Here is a 15417-nt window from a genome sequence, read left to right as displayed (position 1 = left end):
AGCCACGGTCACGCCGCCGAAAATTCAGGCCAGTGACCCGCAGCGCGCTGCAGCCCCCGTGGCGTCTGGCTTTGCGCTCCTCCTGCAGGGTCTCCAGAAAGCCCTACTGCCACGTTCAGGTTTTTCTTGATTGCCATCAAGCAGGTTTCGATAGCCCCCTTCTTAAACTGGCCACGCCAAGCCATGAGGAGGCGACCATGTCCGAGACCTTCACCAAAGGAATGGCCAGGAATATCTACTTCGGAGGAAGCGTGTTCTTCTTCCTGGTGTTCCTCGGTCTTACCTACCACACAGAGCAGACTTTCCCCGAACGCACGAACGAATCGGAAATGACCGAAGCGGTAGTACGCGGCAAGGCAGTCTGGGAAAACAATAACTGCATCGGCTGCCACAGCCTGCTCGGTGAAGGCGCTTACTTCGCGCCGGAGTTGGGCAACGTGTTCGTCCGTCGTGGTGGTGAAGAGGCCTTCAAGCCCTTCCTGCACGCCTGGATGAAGGCCCAGCCACTCGGCGCCCCCGGTCGTCGTGCGATGCCCCAGTTCAATCTGACCGAACAGCAAGTTGACGATATGGCGGAGTTCCTCAAGTGGACTTCGAAGATCGATACCAACAACTGGCCGCCAAACAGGGAGGGTTGATTGATGGACGTCTTTGTTTCCGATTTCACTGGAGGGGCCACGAGATGAGCATCATCAATCCGCATCTCAAATTCCAATCGCAGGCCGTTGCCAAACCCTACTTCGTGTTTGCACTGATCCTGTTCGTCGGTCAGATCCTGTTCGGTCTGATCATGGGGCTGCAGTACGTCATCGGTGACTTCCTGTTCCCGCTGCTGCCCTTCAACGTGGCACGGATGGTTCACACCAACCTGCTGATCGTCTGGTTGCTGTTCGGCTTCATGGGTGCCGCCTACTACCTCATTCCCGAGGAAGCGGACCGCGAACTGCACAGTCCGAAACTGGCCATCATCCTGTTCTGGGTGTTCGCCGCGGCCGGCGTGCTGACCATTCTCGGTTATCTCTTCGTGCCCTATGCCGGGCTGGCGGAAATGACCAAGAACGAACTGCTGCCAACCATGGGGCGCGAGTTCCTCGAGCAGCCGACGATCACCAAGATCGGCATCGTGGTGGTGGCCCTGGGCTTCCTCTACAACGTCGGCATGACCATGCTCAAGGGTCGCAAGACCGTGGTCAGCACGGTGATGATGACCGGCCTGATCGGCCTCGCGGTGTTCTTCCTGTTCTCCTTCTACAACCCCGAGAACCTGGCACGCGACAAGTACTACTGGTGGTTCGTCGTGCACCTGTGGGTGGAAGGCGTGTGGGAACTGATCATGGGTTCGATGCTGGCCTTCGTCCTGATCAAGATCACCGGCGTGGACCGCGAAGTGGTCGAGAAGTGGCTGTACGTGATCATCGCCATGGCTCTGATCACCGGCATCATCGGTACGGGTCACCACTTCTTCTGGATCGGCGCACCGACCGTGTGGCTGTGGCTGGGCTCGATCTTCTCCGCCCTGGAACCGCTGCCGTTCTTCGCCATGGTGCTGTTCTCGCTGAACATGGTTAACCGTCGTCGCCGCGAGCATCCGAACAAGGCCGCTTCGCTGTGGGCCATCGGCACCACCGTGACTGCATTCCTCGGTGCCGGCGTGTGGGGCTTCCTGCACACCCTGGCTCCGGTGAACTACTACACCCACGGTTCGCAGCTGACTGCCGCACACGGCCACCTGGCCTTCTACGGTGCCTACGCGATGATCGTGATGACCATGATCAGCTACGCCATGCCGCGTCTGCGTGGCCTGGGCGAAGCACCGGATGCACGTGCTCAGCGCATCGAAGTCTGGGGCTTCTGGCTGATGACCATCTCCATGGTCGCGATCACCCTGTTCCTCACCGCAGCCGGCGTGGTGCAGGTGTGGCTGCAGCGGATCCCTGCCGATGGCGCTGCCATGTCGTTCATGAACACCGCTGACCAGCTGGCCATCTTCTTCTGGCTGCGTCTGATCGCCGGGGTGTTCTTCCTGATCGGCCTGGTCTGCTACCTGTACAGCTTCCGCCAGCGCGGTCGGGTACCGGTCGTAGCAGCTGCCGCCGCGGCCTGAGACGAGTCGCAATGAGGATCGACGGCCCGACTGGTAACAGCGGGCCGTTTTGCTTTTTCAGTGCCTGCACGGAGTAACCGCCATGGCCTTTACCATCGAAGTGGAAGAGTGGGTCGGTAGTGTCTGGCACCGCTTCATCACCCGTCGCGCCAACCCGGATTTTCCGGAAGCACGGGTCGATCTCGAGAGCATGCAGCGGCCGCTGTCGCTGCTGTTCCGCGCCATGGGTGGCGCCAGCGGTGTCGGCGTCGAAGCCGCCAGCGCGCGTGACATGCTCGTGCGGCGCAACCTGCTGCAGCAGGTCGCCGGCACCTGCAAGCAACTGCCGGTGGCCTGGTGCGACGCCAGTAACCTGCGGTTGCCGCAGAGCCTGGCGGTCTATCCGGAAACCTCGCTGAACCAGGATCTGTATCGCTGGCTGGCGCTGCTCGCCGCGCAGGCCGGGCCGATGCGCCACTGGGCGCGCGACAACCAGCGCTGGACGCAGGCAATCCTTGAACATTTTCCGGCCATGCGCCCGCGCTATCAGCGCTTGGTCGAAGCCCATCTGCAGCTGCGCCCGGACCCGAGCCAGCTGCCCAAGGCCGAGGCCGCGCTGGAAGCGGCGCTGTGCCAGGCCCTGCGCGAGCCGGGCAGCGTCAGCCAGTTTCCACGCAGCGAGCGCGCGCCCTGGCCGCTGCCGCTGTGGCTGTATCCGGCGGACAATCTTGGTGAACCCCAGGCCGCCCAGCGCGCCGAAGAGGGTGAGGGCAATCTGGAAACCCCACCCGGCGGCGAATCGCGCCAGCGCAAGCGCGCCCGGCGGGTGGGCGAGAGCTCCAGCAAGGGTGGCCTGCTGCTGTTCCGTCTGGAGAACCTGTTCAGCTGGTCCGAGCACATCGAGCTGGACCGCTGCGGCGACGACACCGAGGACCTGGACGCAGCCCGTGTCGCCGAGGATCTCGACGAGCTGGCGCTGTCCCGTCAGCGTATGCGCCAGGGCGGCGGACTGAAGCTGGACCTGGACCTGCCGGCCGCGGATTTCGACGATGTGCCGCTGGGCGAAGGCATCAAGCTGCCCGAGTGGGACTATCGCAAGCAGTGCCTGCAGAAGGATTTCGTCAACCTGCAGCTGATGCTGCCACGCGGCGCCGAGGCCAAGCCGTTGCCGCTGCACCTGTCGCCCCTGGCGCGGCGCCTGCGCCGGCAGTTCGAGCACTTGCGCAACGACCGCCAGTGGCTGCGTCAGCAACCCCAGGGTTCCGAACTGGACATGCAGGCCTGGCTCGATTTTCACGTCGAGCGGCAGAACGGCCAGTGCGCCGAACGCGGCCTGTTCATGGAACAACGGCAGAATCGCCGCGACCTGGCCTGCCTGCTGCTGGCCGACCTGTCCATGTCCACCGACGCGCATCTGGACAACGAGCACCGAGTGATCGATGTGGTCATCGACAGCCTGCTGCTGTTCGGCGAAGCACTGTCGGCGGTGGGCGATCCCTTTGCGCTGTACGGCTTCTCCTCGCTGCGTCGCCAGCAGGTGCGCATGCAGGAGCTGAAGAGCTTCCGCCAGCCCTATGGCGATGAAACCCGCGGCCGTATCCAGGCGCTCAAGCCCGGCTATTACACCCGCATGGGTGCGGCCATCCGCCAGGCCACCGAGCTGCTTGGCAACTGCAAGCAGCGGCGCAAGCTGTTGCTGCTGGTCACCGACGGCAAGCCGAACGATCTGGACCTCTATGAAGGCCGCTACGGCGTCGAAGATACCCGCCAGGCCGTCATGGAAGCGCGCAAGCAGGGTCTGCTGCCGTTCTGCATCACCATCGACCGCGAGGCCGGTGATTATCTGCCGTACATGTTCGGCGCCAACGGCTACACCCTGATCAAGGAGCCGCAACAGCTGCCGTTCCGCCTGCCGCAGCTGTACAAGCAGCTGACCCAGTCGTGATCGCAAAGAGAGATGCACGATGTGCGTCGTATCGGAACGCTGGCGCCGTAGCGGGTGATCATCGCCTTCGCGAAGCGTATCGCCGCTCGGCCGGTCTGCAGCCCTACTGCAGCGAGGGCTGATGGGGTTGAGCGAACTTGGGGCGGCTAATCGAGCCTCGCCCCGTGCGCAAACCATCCTCCAACATTGGCCATGCGTTATTTCTGCTCGGCCACATCAGGGCTCAAGGGGTAGTGGCGGCGGCGCCATGACTGCATCTGAGCTCCCTTTGCCAGTCGTTCAGCAATATGGGTAAGGGTTTCCGCAATGGGTTTTTGACCGTTGAGCATCGGCTCCATCCGCGGCGTGACCAGCGCCCAGAAGCGCTTCATCTCTGGGATGTCCGGCATGATTTCGCCCGCCTGTGCCGAGGCATAGGTGTGCGCTATCAGCGGGTCGTGACGCAGACGCTCCATCAGCGCCAGGTTGGCCACTGCGCCCAGAGGCTTTTCTGCGTGGATCCGCGCCAGGCCATCAGGGCTGGTCAGGTAGTCCTCAATGAAGCGATGGGCCGCGGCCTTGTTCGGGCTGTTGCTGTTGATCGCAGCAGCGAGTACGCCAACAAACGGCTTGCCTTTGCGTGCTGGGTCGGCGGTGGGAATGTCGGCGATGCCGAAGCGGATATCGGCCTGACGTACTTCGTTCCAGGCCCAGGGGCCGTTGATGATCATCGCCGTACGTCCCGCCTTGAAGCCCTCCATCATGCTCTGGTAAGTAGCGCCGGAGTCCAAGGTCTGGTTGTCGAGCAAGCGCTTGATCGACTCCATGCCCTCGATGGCGCCGGGGGTGTTCAGGCCGATGTCAGAAAGGTCGTAGATGCCGTTCGTTTTCTTCAGGCTGTAGCCGCCGCTGCCGGCGATGATCGGCCAGGAGAAGTAGAGGTTGCGGTAGTCCCATTCGATGGCGCGCTTGCCCTCGGCACGTAGTCTCCGGTCCAGCGCCTCGACCTCCGCCAGGCTGCTGGGTGGCTCGGGCACAAGGTCGCGGTTATAGATCAGGCCGACCACCTCGGTCGCCAGCGGATAACCGTAGTAATGATTGCCGACGGTCATCGCTTCCCAGGCGAAGGCTGGTGCACGCGCCAGGGCTTCCGGACTGGGGGTGACCGGCGCGAGCAGGCCATTGTTGATCCAGGAACCAAAACGATCATGGGCAAAGATGACGATGTCCGGCCCCTTGCTGGTCGTCGCCAGCCGGTCGAACTGGACGGCGAGATCCTCGGGGGTGGCGACGGTGACTGGAATGCCGCTGGCTTTGCTGAAGTCCTGGCCGATTTCGCCCAAGGCGTTGTAGCCCTTGTCCTGGTTGATCCAGATCTTCAGGGCATCGCGCTCCAGCGCCAATGCGGGAGTGTTGAGAAGTATGGTCAGGAGGATCAAGGCAGATCTTATAGTTGTCATCGCTGCATCCTGCGTTGTGTCGGGGCGTCCGAGCCGCCCCGTGTGCGGTCACTTGATCTGGATGCGCTCCAGCAGATACCCCTTGGCGCCGCTGTCACCCACTCGCGTCGCTTCGTCGGCCAGACGCAGCGCGCGTTCGAGGTCCTTCTGCGCCAGTGCCGCATCGATCGCCTGGCGGTAGTACGCCGAGGTCTCCGGCAGCACCGTCGGCGCCGGCGCGGCGGGCAGTTCGTTGCCCATCTCCTGGCCGATGCTGTAGCCCGGTACGTAGCCCTTGGCGGTCGAGCCGGCGGCGCTGTCGGGGATCATCACCAGCCGGATCATGCCTACTGGCGAGTGCTTCGCCACCGGGTCGGGGATGCTCGGCGGCTCGTTGCCCAGCGCCTTGGCGTAGGCCTTGGCCGGGTGCTGCAGCACGGTCTGGCCGGCCATTTGCGCGTCGCTGGTGTAGAGGATCAGGTAGCGCTCGTTGCCCGGGTGCTCGGGCTGGGAGCGATCGATGCGAATGCGCGCATCGAGGCTGTCGCCCTTGAGCCCGGTCGGCGGTACGTAGGCGAAGTCGTCACCATCCAGCAGGCGGGTCGGACGCATGCGGCTGTCGAGCAGCATGGCGTTGGGCGCCAGCACGCTACTGCCGGCCTGGCTGTAGAGGCGGATCTCGAATGATGGACCGCCAGCTGGCAGCGTGAAGGCGCGCAAGAAGCTCTTGCCGGTTTCGAAGTTGTAGGCCGGCGCCTGTGTGTCGATCAGAACGTCGCCGGTGAAACCGGCCTCGAGTGGCTGGAAGGGCAGCTGGTCGATACTGCTGCAGCAGGTCGGGGCGGCTGCCAGCGCATCACGCGCCTGCTCGACCGAATGTTGCAGCGGCGCCGGGGTAGCAGTGAGGGCGTCGACCCGGCGCAACGGCTCGCTGCTGCAGCCGGCAACCGTCAGGGCGGCTAGCCCGGCGGCAAGAAATAACATCCGATGCATGGTGGTTCTCCGAACAAAAAATGCCCCGACCTGCCAGCGTCGGGGCAAAGGCACCGTCTGGACGGTGGGAGCGGAAGGGGAGCCGTCGCGGTCGGTCCGCGACGGCACTTAAACGTTGCGGCTTACCACCAGGCTTCGGCCTGCACGCCGAAGGTCAGGCCGTCGTCGTCGCCGGCATCGATGGACTCGCTGGCCGCCTGGTAACGGCCGCCGTCCCATTTGGCGTAGGTGGCGAACACGCGGATCTGCGGGCGCGCCCAGAAGCTGTTGCCGGCCGACCACTGCTGGGCGAGGGTGAGCTTCTTCAGGTCGCGGCTGCGTTCGCCGTCGGCCTGCGGATCGACGCGGTCGTAACCGAACTCCAGCGCGGTGCTCATCACGTCGCTCCACTTGTACACCGGGCGCACGCCGAAGCTGGCCCAGGTCTGCCCGGAGTCGTTGTCGAAGTCGCGGTCCTCGTAGATCTGCACGTACATCATCTCGATGTTGTCGCTCAGGCCCACCACGCCCTGGTTGACCAGGCGGAACATCTTGCCGTCGCTGTTACCGGTGCTGTTGCGCCCGCTGCTGCCGATGATGCCGTCGGTGCCGTATTGCAGGGCGAGCTTGTTGTAGCCGCCGAACCAGTCGCTCTGGGTGTGCTCAAGGGTGACCAGATGACCCTTCTGGTCCTCGTAGCCGGGGTCGCGTTCTTGCTCGTCGGTGAGGTTGGCCTTGCCGTAGTCGTAGCCGATTTCCAGCTTGCCGCCCGGGTTGACGTCGATCTCGGCGAGGCGGAAGTCGAGGGTGTCGTTGGCCAGGTTGGTGCCGGTGCCCGAGCCCTGATAGACCCAGTCGCCGTCAGTGTTGCGGATCCACGCCACGCTGGCCTTGGCGAAGCCCAGGTCGATGTCCTCGATACCGGCGCCGGGGCCGGAGACGTCCCAGTAGTAGTAGTCGTTGATGTGCACGTCGTGGCGCTTGTAGTAGCGCTTGCCGGCCCAGATCGCCGCGCCCGGCAGGCTCGGGATGAGGTTCTTGCCGACCACGTTGAACTGGCGGATGGAGGTGGTGCCGGCCTCGTCGAAGGGGTTGTTCTCGCCGCCGTCGGTATCGGTGCCGCCGGCTTCCCAGTCGTTACCCTGGTCGGAGCGGTAGGCGATCATGCTGTCGACGTAGAAGCTGCGGTTGCCTTCGCTCCACACCTCCTGGCCGAGGCCGATCTCGGCGTAGGTTTCGCATTCGTTGCCCAGACGATATTTCGCCGGAGCGCCGGCGGCCTGGAAGCAGGCCTGGTCGCCGCCGCCGGCCGTGGCGCCGACGCCCGAACGCAGATAGCCGTGGAAATCGACCGCCATGGCCGGGCCGCCGACCAGCAGGGCGGCAAGCAGGCAGGCGGGTTTGAGGACGAACAGGGGGTGCACGGTGTGCTTCATGACGAGGTCCTTGTTTTTCTTGTTAATGCCGAATCGATCACGCCGTCGCTGCCAGCCAGGGGCGGCGCAGCTCGGTGGCAGAAGCTTCGGGGAAAGGGCAGGGGGCGGCATCCTCCCGGCAGCGGATTTTGTTGGCGCAGGGTGAGGGCGTACCAGGGATGAGAACGGCGTAATCCCCGGGGCAGGGATGAGACGGGAGGGGCGCAGATGATTGCCAGGGGCCTTCGGCCTGGCCACTACGCCGCCTGCAACGGGGCGGGGGAGGTTGGTGACGGGGGCGCGCAGGGGCAGCCTGCGGGTGCCGGTCGAAGACCCGGCCGGCGTTCATCCTCGTCTGGCGGCCCTGCCGTCGGATACCCGAACAAGCACAAGAACCGGAGTATTGCGATGAGCCACATCCTACGTGCCGCCGTATTGGCGGCGATCCTGCTGCCGTTCCCCGCCCTCGCTGACCAGGCCGGCAAGAGCCCGGCCGGCGTGCGCTACCACGGCGGCGACGAAATCATCCTCCAGGGCTTCCACTGGAACGTCGTCCGCGAAGCGCCCAACGACTGGTACAACATCCTTCGCCAGCAGGCCTCGACGATCGCCGCCGACGGCTTCTCGGCAATCTGGATGCCGGTGCCCTGGCGTGACTTCTCCAGCTGGACCGACGGCGGCAAGTCCGGCGGCGGCGAAGGCTACTTCTGGCACGACTTCAACAAGAACGGCCGCTACGGCAGCGACGCCCAGCTGCGCCAGGCCGCCGGCGCACTCGGTGGCGCCGGGGTGAAGGTGCTCTACGATGTGGTGCCCAATCACATGAACCGCGGCTACCCGGACAAGGAGATCAACCTGCCGGCCGGCCAGGGCTTCTGGCGCAACGACTGCGCCGACCCGGGCAACTACCCCAACGACTGCGACGACGGTGACCGCTTCATCGGCGGCGAGTCGGACCTGAACACCGGCCATCCGCAGGTCTATGGCATGTTCCGCGACGAGCTCGCCAACCTGCGCAGCGGCTACGGCGCCGGCGGCTTCCGCTTCGATTTCGTCCGCGGCTTCGCCCCGGAGCGGGTCAACAGCTGGATGACCGACAGTGCCGACAACAGCTTCTGCGTCGGCGAGCTGTGGAAAGGCCCTTCTGAATATCCCAGCTGGGACTGGCGCAACACGGCGAGCTGGCAGCAGATCATCAAGGACTGGTCCGATCGGGCCAAGTGCCCGGTGTTCGACTTCGCCCTCAAGGAGCGCATGCAGAACGGCTCGGTCGCCGACTGGAAGAACGGCCTTAACGGCAACCCGGACCCGCGCTGGCGCGAGGTGGCGGTGACCTTCGTCGACAACCACGACACCGGCTACTCGCCCGGACAGAACGGCGGGCAGCACCACTGGGCGCTGCAGGACGGGCTGATTCGCCAGGCCTACGCCTACATCCTCACCAGTCCCGGCACTCCGGTGGTCTACTGGTCGCACATGTACGACTGGGGCTACGGCGACTTCATCCGCCAGCTGATCCAGGTGCGTCGCGCCGCTGGTGTGCGTGCCGATTCGGCGATCAGCTTCCACAGCGGCTACAGCGGCCTGGTCGCTACCGTCAGCGGCAGCCAGCAGACCCTGGTGGTGGCGCTCAACTCCGATCTGGCCAACCCCGGCCAGGTCGCCAGCGGCAGCTTCAGCGAGGCGGTCAACGCCAGCAACGGCGAGGTGCGCGTCTGGCGCAGCGGTAGCGGCGATGGCGGCGGGAATGACGGCGGCGAGGGAGGTCTGGTCAATGTGAACTTCCGCTGCGACAACGGTGTGACGCAGATGGGCGACAGCGTCTACGCGGTGGGCAACGTCAGCCAGCTCGGCAACTGGAGCCCGGCCTCCGCGGTGCGGCTGACCGACACCAGCAGCTATCCGACCTGGAAGGGCAGCATCGCCCTGCCAGCCGGCCAGAACGTGGAATGGAAGTGCCTGATCCGCAACGAGGCGGACGCGACGCTGGTGCGTCAGTGGCAATCGGGCGGCAACAACCAGGTCCAGGCCGCCGCCGGCGCGAGCACCAGCGGCTCGTTCTGACGACACGCCCGCCCGGCCTCGGCTACGCCTACGCCGGGCGGCTCCTCCCGACCCAGGGTGGGCAGGGAGGAGGCCGGCGACGGGCCGGGCCGCCGATGCTGGCACGACAACCATAAAAGCCTTCGCGCTGCGCTGTCGTATCAGGAGCTGTTCATGTTGGCCCAGACCCGCTCGACCCCTTTCCGGCTTGGCTTCCTGGCCCGGCTGTACCTGCTGATCGCCGCGCTGGTGGCCTTGCTGATGCTGGTAGCCGGCACCAGCTTGGTTGCCATCGGCCTCCTGCAAGGCAATGCCGAGCAAATCTCGTCGACCGCGTCGCGTCTGCTGGTCAGCGAGAGCTTCTTCGGTACGTTGCAGAGCCTGACGCAGAACCTTTCCGACGCCCTGGCAGAGGACCGGCCTGACCAGCTCGACGGCTATGTCGGCCGGCATCGCACGCTGCAGGACCAAGCCCTCGAGCTGTTCGCCCAGCTGGAGCGGGTGACGCCGGCACACGCCGAGACCAAGCAGCGTCTGGCGGCCCTGTTGCCGGAGCTCGACCGCCGCAGCCTGGCGCTGATCGATGCGCAGCGCGACCTGCTCGCGCGCGTGGGGCGCAACGCCGTCGCGCTGCGCGATCTGCAGCTGCAGTTCTCGCGGCTCAAGCAGGACCTGCTGCAGGCGCAGTTCGTGACTGGCGACGAGCTGGTCGCCTATTCCATCAAGCAGTTCATCATCCCGCTCGAGCAGGTCGAGGCGCTGCTGTTCGATGCCATCGGCGTGTCTTCGATCAAGGCACTCGATGAAGCCGGTGCGCAGATCGCGCAGCGGCTGCCGGCCCTGCAGAAGAAGCTGGACAACGTTCTCCTCGATCTGGAACCGCACCAGGACAGCCGTACCGATTACGCGCACAGCTTCCAGGCGCCGTTTGCCGCCATCGAGCAGCAACTGGCTGTGCCCGGCAATGGCGCGGTGGCGCAGTACTACGCCTGGCTGTCCGACCAGCAGGCCAACCGCGAGCAGAAACTGCAGCTCGGTCACCTGCAGCACCAGGCACGCGAGGACATCGGCACGCTCATCGCCAGCGCCCAGCGGGCCAGCGACAGGCAACTGGGCCTGGCCGCGCAGACCTATCGTCAGGGTGTGGCCGGCCTCTTGGCGATGGCCGGGCTGTCGATCGCGGTGGCGCTGGCCATGGGCCTGTGGCTGGGGCGTACCATGCGCATGGCCCTGGCGGCCGTCAGCGGCAGCCTGCAGCACCTGGCCGACGGTGATCTGCGCGGCGGCTGCGAGTACCAGCGCGCAGACGAGTTCGGGCGTGTCGGTGATTGGGTCAACCGGGTCGCCGGTAGTCTGCGCGACGCACTGGCCCAGCTCGGGCGCAACGCCGACGAACAGGACCAGATTGCCCGCCGCAATGCCCAGGCCTGCAGCCAGGCGCGTGCCGGGCTGGAGAAACAACGCAGCAGCATCGGGGCGCTCGCCGTCAGTCTGGCCGAACTGGAGACCAGTTTTGGCGAGGTGGCGCAGCATGCCGGCGAGACGGCCACGCGGGTCGGCAGTGTCGAGGCACTGACCCTGCAGGGCAGCCAGCGGATGGCCGCGACCCGCATCGGCACGCAAGCCCTGGCCGAGCAGCTGGAAACCAGCGTGGCCGAGATCGCCAACGTGGAGGCGGTGAGCGAGCAGATCGGGCAGATTCTCGATGTGATCCGTGCGATTGCCGAGCAGACCAACCTGCTGGCGCTCAATGCAGCCATCGAAGCGGCGCGCGCTGGTGATCAGGGACGTGGCTTCGCGGTGGTCGCCGACGAGGTGCGCGGCCTGGCCCGGCGCACGGCGCAATCGACCGGCGAGATCCAGCAACGCATCGAACGCCTGGCCCAGGGCATCGGCTCGGCGGTGCGTTCGGTGGAGGCCAGTCGCGCGCAGATGCAGGGCACCCTCGATCAGGTCGGGCAGGCCGACCGGCTGATGCAGGAAATCCGCAGCCAGGTCGAGCACATCGCCGCCATGTCGCGGGAAATCGATTCGGCCACCGGCCAGCAACGGCTCGCCGCCGAAGAAGTGTCGCGCGGCATGCATGCGATCGATGCCGCGGCCGAGCTGCACATGGACAGCGTCGTGGCGATCAGCGACAGCAGCGAACGCCAGGCGCGCATGTCCGCCGAGCAGCAGGCGCTCTGCGCGCGTTACCGCACCTGAACGCGACCGGGCGGCGGCGATGGCCCGGTCGTCCCCGTCTGGCCTAGGCCCGCGGGACCTGCCAGCCGATGGCCTGCGCTTCGGCGCGGCGCAGCTCGTCGAGCAGGGCGGCGCGTTGCGGGGCCCGCTCGTGGGCCAGGGCGTCGGCGGCGAGCAGGTCGGCATGGCGTGCGCCAACCGTTTCCCGGAGCCAGGCCAGGCGCTGCAGGGTTTGCGGCGTGCAGGTCTGGCCGTCGAGATCGTCGGCCAGGTCGAGGCGATGCGAGCGCCAGGCCTCGCGCAGGTAGAGCGCCTCGGCCGAGCCGGCAAGGGCGGTGCGCCAGCTGTCGATCAGCCGGTCCAGCCGTTCGAGCACGGCCGGACTGGCGCCGCGGTCGGCCAGCTCGGCCCGCCAGCGCCGGTAGCGGTCCAGGGCGATCGCCTTCTCCAGGCGGAACGCCGCCAGCGCACGGGCGCTGCCGAGTGCCTCCTGGCCGAGCAGCCAGGCGAAGAACTGCCGCGTTTCGAAACGCTCGACCGGGTGGAAGCCTGGGCAGGCAAGGCCATCGCTGTTGAACTCGCGCAGCGGATCGAAGCGGTACAGGTAGCCGAAGTCGAACAGCCGGATGCGGCCGTCGTCGAGCACGTTGCCGGGGCACAGGTCCCACTCGAACAGGCCGGCGGAGGCGAGCGTGATGACGCAGTCGAACAGGTCTGCCAGGCGCGTTTCATCCCAGTCGCCGACGACCTCGCCGTCGATCCAGGGCGACAGCAGCACGCCGTGACGAAAACTCGCATAGCAGGTGTCGACGATTCCGGCGAGCGGCTCGGCCAGCTCGGGCCGGGCCTTCAGCGCGCGCAGGTCGGCGCGCCGCTGGACCTCGTTGAGAAACGAGGTCTGGCCATCGGCGTTCTGCACCAGGCAGCGCTCGCGGGCGCGCTTGAGCGTCCAGCTACGGCCGGCCGCTTCGATCCGGTAGACGTGGGCGGTGAGCCCGCCGGACAGCGTGCGACTGACATAGGGTTCGCTGCCGTCGGTGGCGACCAGCGTGGCCAGCGGCAACGGGCAGTCCTGCGGCTGGCCGACTTGCAGTTCCGCTCCGCTGGCGACAAAGGCCAGCTGCGCCTGCTGGCGCGGGTTCAGGGTTGCGTTCATTGCGGGCTCCAGGCAGGGGGCGGCTGCGTCCCGGGCTGCGGCCCGGGGCGGGCGATTCAGGGGGTGAGCGATGCACCGGCCTGCACGACGACGATGCGGTCGTCGCCCAGCGTGCGGGCGAAGGCATAGGGCTGGCCGGACGACAGCAGTCGATGCGTACCCGCGCCGATCGCCGGATGGCGCGCGCGGAACTGGCCTACCCGCTGCCAGTAATCGATCAGACCGGCGATCTCCGGGCGCTCGTGTTCGTCCCAGTTCATCGGGCTGCGCGTGCCCTGGAAGGGGTCCGAACCTGTGGGCCCGAAGGCGCGGGCGCTTTCGTCGCCGTAGTAGATCTGCACCGCGCCAGGCGCCAGCAACAGGGCGGCGGCGAGGCCGCGTTGGCGCGCCAGGTCGCCCTTGGCCAGCTGGTTGAACAGCGCGGTGTCGTGGGACGAGGCGTAGCTCAGCAGGTTGTGGCCGGGCGTCGCGGACAGGCGCCTGGCGTAGTCGGCGTAGCTGGGTTCGGCGGCGGCCAGGCAATCACTGGCAGCCACGGCCTGCCCCTGAAAGTCGAAGTTGATCAGCGCATCGAAGCCCTGGTCGAGATAGTCGCTGGCTTCTGGGCCGTGGCCGAACACTTCGCCGACCATCCAGAACGGCTCGTCGGCCATGGGATCGTCCGGGTTGGCGCGCGCCCAGTCAGCACGCGCGCGCTCGGCAGCGGTGCGCAATTCGGCCCAGGTCGATGGCTCGACGTGCTTGACGGTGTCAGCACGGAAACCATCGACACCGTATTCGCGGACCCAGAGTGTCAGCCATTCGATCAGGTAGTCGCGCACGCGATAGCCCTCGCGCGGCTCGGCACGGGTCTGCGCCTTGCGCGCGAGAAACTCGGGCAGCGCGACGACCGCCTCAGATTCGGTGCGGAAATCCGGCAGAAAGGCCAGCGAGCCCTTGATCGGATCAACCGTGGCGCTGGGCGGCGTGTCATAGTCGGCGATGCCGGCGCGCACCCAGTCGCGGCCCCACCAGGCAGACCAGCTCGGGTGCTCATAGTCCACCAGGTTGTGGTAGGCGTGCAGATTTTCGTGGGCTTCCGGCTGCCAGGTGCTCCACTGCTCGGGCAGGTAGTCGGCCATGCCGTCGCGCAGGGCGCCGAAACCCTGTTGCTGCATGTCCTGCAGGGTCGAATAGCCAGGATGGTTCATCACCACATCGAAGAGCACGCGAATGCCACGAGCATGGGCCGCGCTGATGAGGGCGCGCAGGTCGTTGTCGTCGCCCATGTTGGCGTCGAGTTGGGTGAAATCCAGCGCGTAATAACCGTGGTAGCCGTAGTGGCGGAAGTCGCCGCCATCGCCGCCGCCGACCCAGCCATGGATCTGCTCGTAGGGCGCTGTGATCCACAGCGCATCGACACCGAGGCTGGCGATATGGTCGAGCCGTTCGGTCAGCCCCTTGAGGTCGCCGCCGTGGAAGGTGCCGATCTCGTCGGCGCCGTCTGGCTCGCGACCATAGCTACGGTCGTTGCTCGGGTCGCCGTTGGCGAAACGGTCGGTGAGCACGAAATACACCGTGGCGTTGCGCCAGTCGCGCGGTGCCGGTTTGGCCGGCTCGGCAGCTTCGAGCAGCAAGAGGCCGTCGCTGCCGGCGGCGGGTTGCAGTGTCACCTGGCCGTTGCGCACGACCGCCGTGGCTCCGGACAGCGCGTCGCGCAGGGTCTGGCCATCGCGGAACACGTCGCCAACCGCCACGTTCACCGCGCCGCCGTCCCAGACCCGGCAGGCCGGCGCAGCCGCCTTCGGCTCGGCGGCCTTGACTGGCAGCAGACGCAGCGCCGCTGAGGCGCCGGTCTCGACGATCAAGCGATAGCGTCCGGCCTCGGGCACTTCGTAGCGGTAGGCGCTGTCTTTGCCAAGCGGCTGACGACGGAACGGCGCGAGCGCGGTGTTTTCGACGCCTGCTTGCGGCATCACCAGGTGCAGCCGACCCGGTTTGAGTTCCAGCACCGTGTCGTAGCGATCGGCTGCCAGGGCGTTCCAGTTCGGTGACAGCGGCTGGTCGTTCAGGCGAACGCTCAGTTCGGGAGCGGCGAGGCTGGACAAGGGCAGGGCGAGGCCGAACAGTAGCGGCAGGGCGGATAACCAGTGGGCTCGCATCAAATGTGGCTCCATTATGCTTTTTCGCTACATTTGACCGCGCGTTGGCAGCCGGGTATA

The 15417-nt window shown here is 66.3% G+C and carries 10 protein-coding genes; 5 read left to right on the top strand and 5 right to left on the bottom strand.

From position 1 onward, the window contains the following. Positions 1–197 precede the first annotated feature (197 nt). The 3 genes from IEG05_RS18350 (at position 198) to IEG05_RS18340 (ending at position 4028) form a co-directional block, all read left to right on the top strand. Entirely contained in the window at positions 198–638 is a 441-nt protein-coding gene (locus tag IEG05_RS18350; protein WP_014819180.1) for a c-type cytochrome, read from the top strand. Positions 639–682: 44 nt separating this feature from the next. Continuing rightward, positions 683–2104 carry a cbb3-type cytochrome c oxidase subunit I gene (locus IEG05_RS18345; protein WP_014819181.1) on the top strand — a complete coding sequence of 474 codons (1422 nt, stop codon included), beginning with the start codon at positions 683–685 and terminating at the stop codon, positions 2102–2104. An 82-nt stretch (positions 2105–2186) separates the two neighbouring features. After that, positions 2187–4028, top strand: coding sequence for a nitric oxide reductase activation protein NorD (locus IEG05_RS18340; protein ID WP_044315384.1), 1842 nt, complete (start codon positions 2187–2189; stop codon positions 4026–4028). Between the two features lie 197 nt (positions 4029–4225). On the opposite strand, the gene malE is transcribed toward IEG05_RS18340, so the two are convergent. The 3 genes from malE to IEG05_RS18325 all read right to left on the bottom strand — a co-directional run bounded on the left by malE (position 4226) and on the right by IEG05_RS18325 (position 7854). Then, positions 4226–5467, bottom strand: coding sequence for a maltose/maltodextrin ABC transporter substrate-binding protein MalE (gene malE / locus IEG05_RS18335; RefSeq protein ID WP_046621518.1), 1242 nt, complete (start codon positions 5465–5467; stop codon positions 4226–4228). Positions 5468–5515: 48 nt separating this feature from the next. Further along, positions 5516–6439 carry a MalM family protein gene (locus IEG05_RS18330; protein WP_125896809.1) on the bottom strand — a complete coding sequence of 308 codons (924 nt, stop codon included), beginning with the start codon at positions 6437–6439 and terminating at the stop codon, positions 5516–5518. 122 nt (positions 6440–6561) lie between these two features. Beyond that, entirely contained in the window at positions 6562–7854 is a 1293-nt protein-coding gene (locus IEG05_RS18325) for a maltoporin (protein ID WP_191122499.1), read from the bottom strand. Between the two features lie 387 nt (positions 7855–8241). Here IEG05_RS18325 and mta point away from each other — a divergent pair, with 387 nt between their 5' ends. Both mta and IEG05_RS18315 read left to right on the top strand, forming a co-directional pair. After that, a complete protein-coding gene (mta, locus tag IEG05_RS18320) occupies positions 8242–9897 on the top strand; it encodes a glucan 1,4-alpha-maltotetraohydrolase (protein ID WP_191122498.1) in 1656 nt (551 codons plus the stop codon). A gap of 153 nt (positions 9898–10050) precedes the next feature. After that, the gene (locus IEG05_RS18315) at positions 10051–12081 is read left to right on the top strand and encodes a methyl-accepting chemotaxis protein (RefSeq protein ID WP_191122497.1); all 2031 of its coding nucleotides are present in this window, start codon (positions 10051–10053) and stop codon (positions 12079–12081) included. Between the two features lie 43 nt (positions 12082–12124). Here IEG05_RS18315 and IEG05_RS18310 read toward each other — a convergent pair whose 3' ends face one another. Further along, positions 12125–13216 (bottom strand): protein kinase family protein, encoded by a 1092-nt coding sequence (locus tag IEG05_RS18310; RefSeq protein WP_046621532.1) that lies wholly within the window; start codon positions 13214–13216, stop codon positions 12125–12127. A gap of 56 nt (positions 13217–13272) precedes the next feature. Next, positions 13273–15357 carry an alpha-amylase gene (locus tag IEG05_RS18305; RefSeq protein ID WP_191122496.1) on the bottom strand — a complete coding sequence of 695 codons (2085 nt, stop codon included), beginning with the start codon at positions 15355–15357 and terminating at the stop codon, positions 13273–13275. Positions 15358–15417 lie beyond the last annotated feature (60 nt).

This window comes from Stutzerimonas kunmingensis, from assembly GCF_014764705.1.
In the GTDB taxonomy this organism is placed as follows: domain Bacteria; phylum Pseudomonadota; class Gammaproteobacteria; order Pseudomonadales; family Pseudomonadaceae; genus Stutzerimonas.
This window is presented reverse-complemented; position numbering and strand designations above follow the sequence as displayed.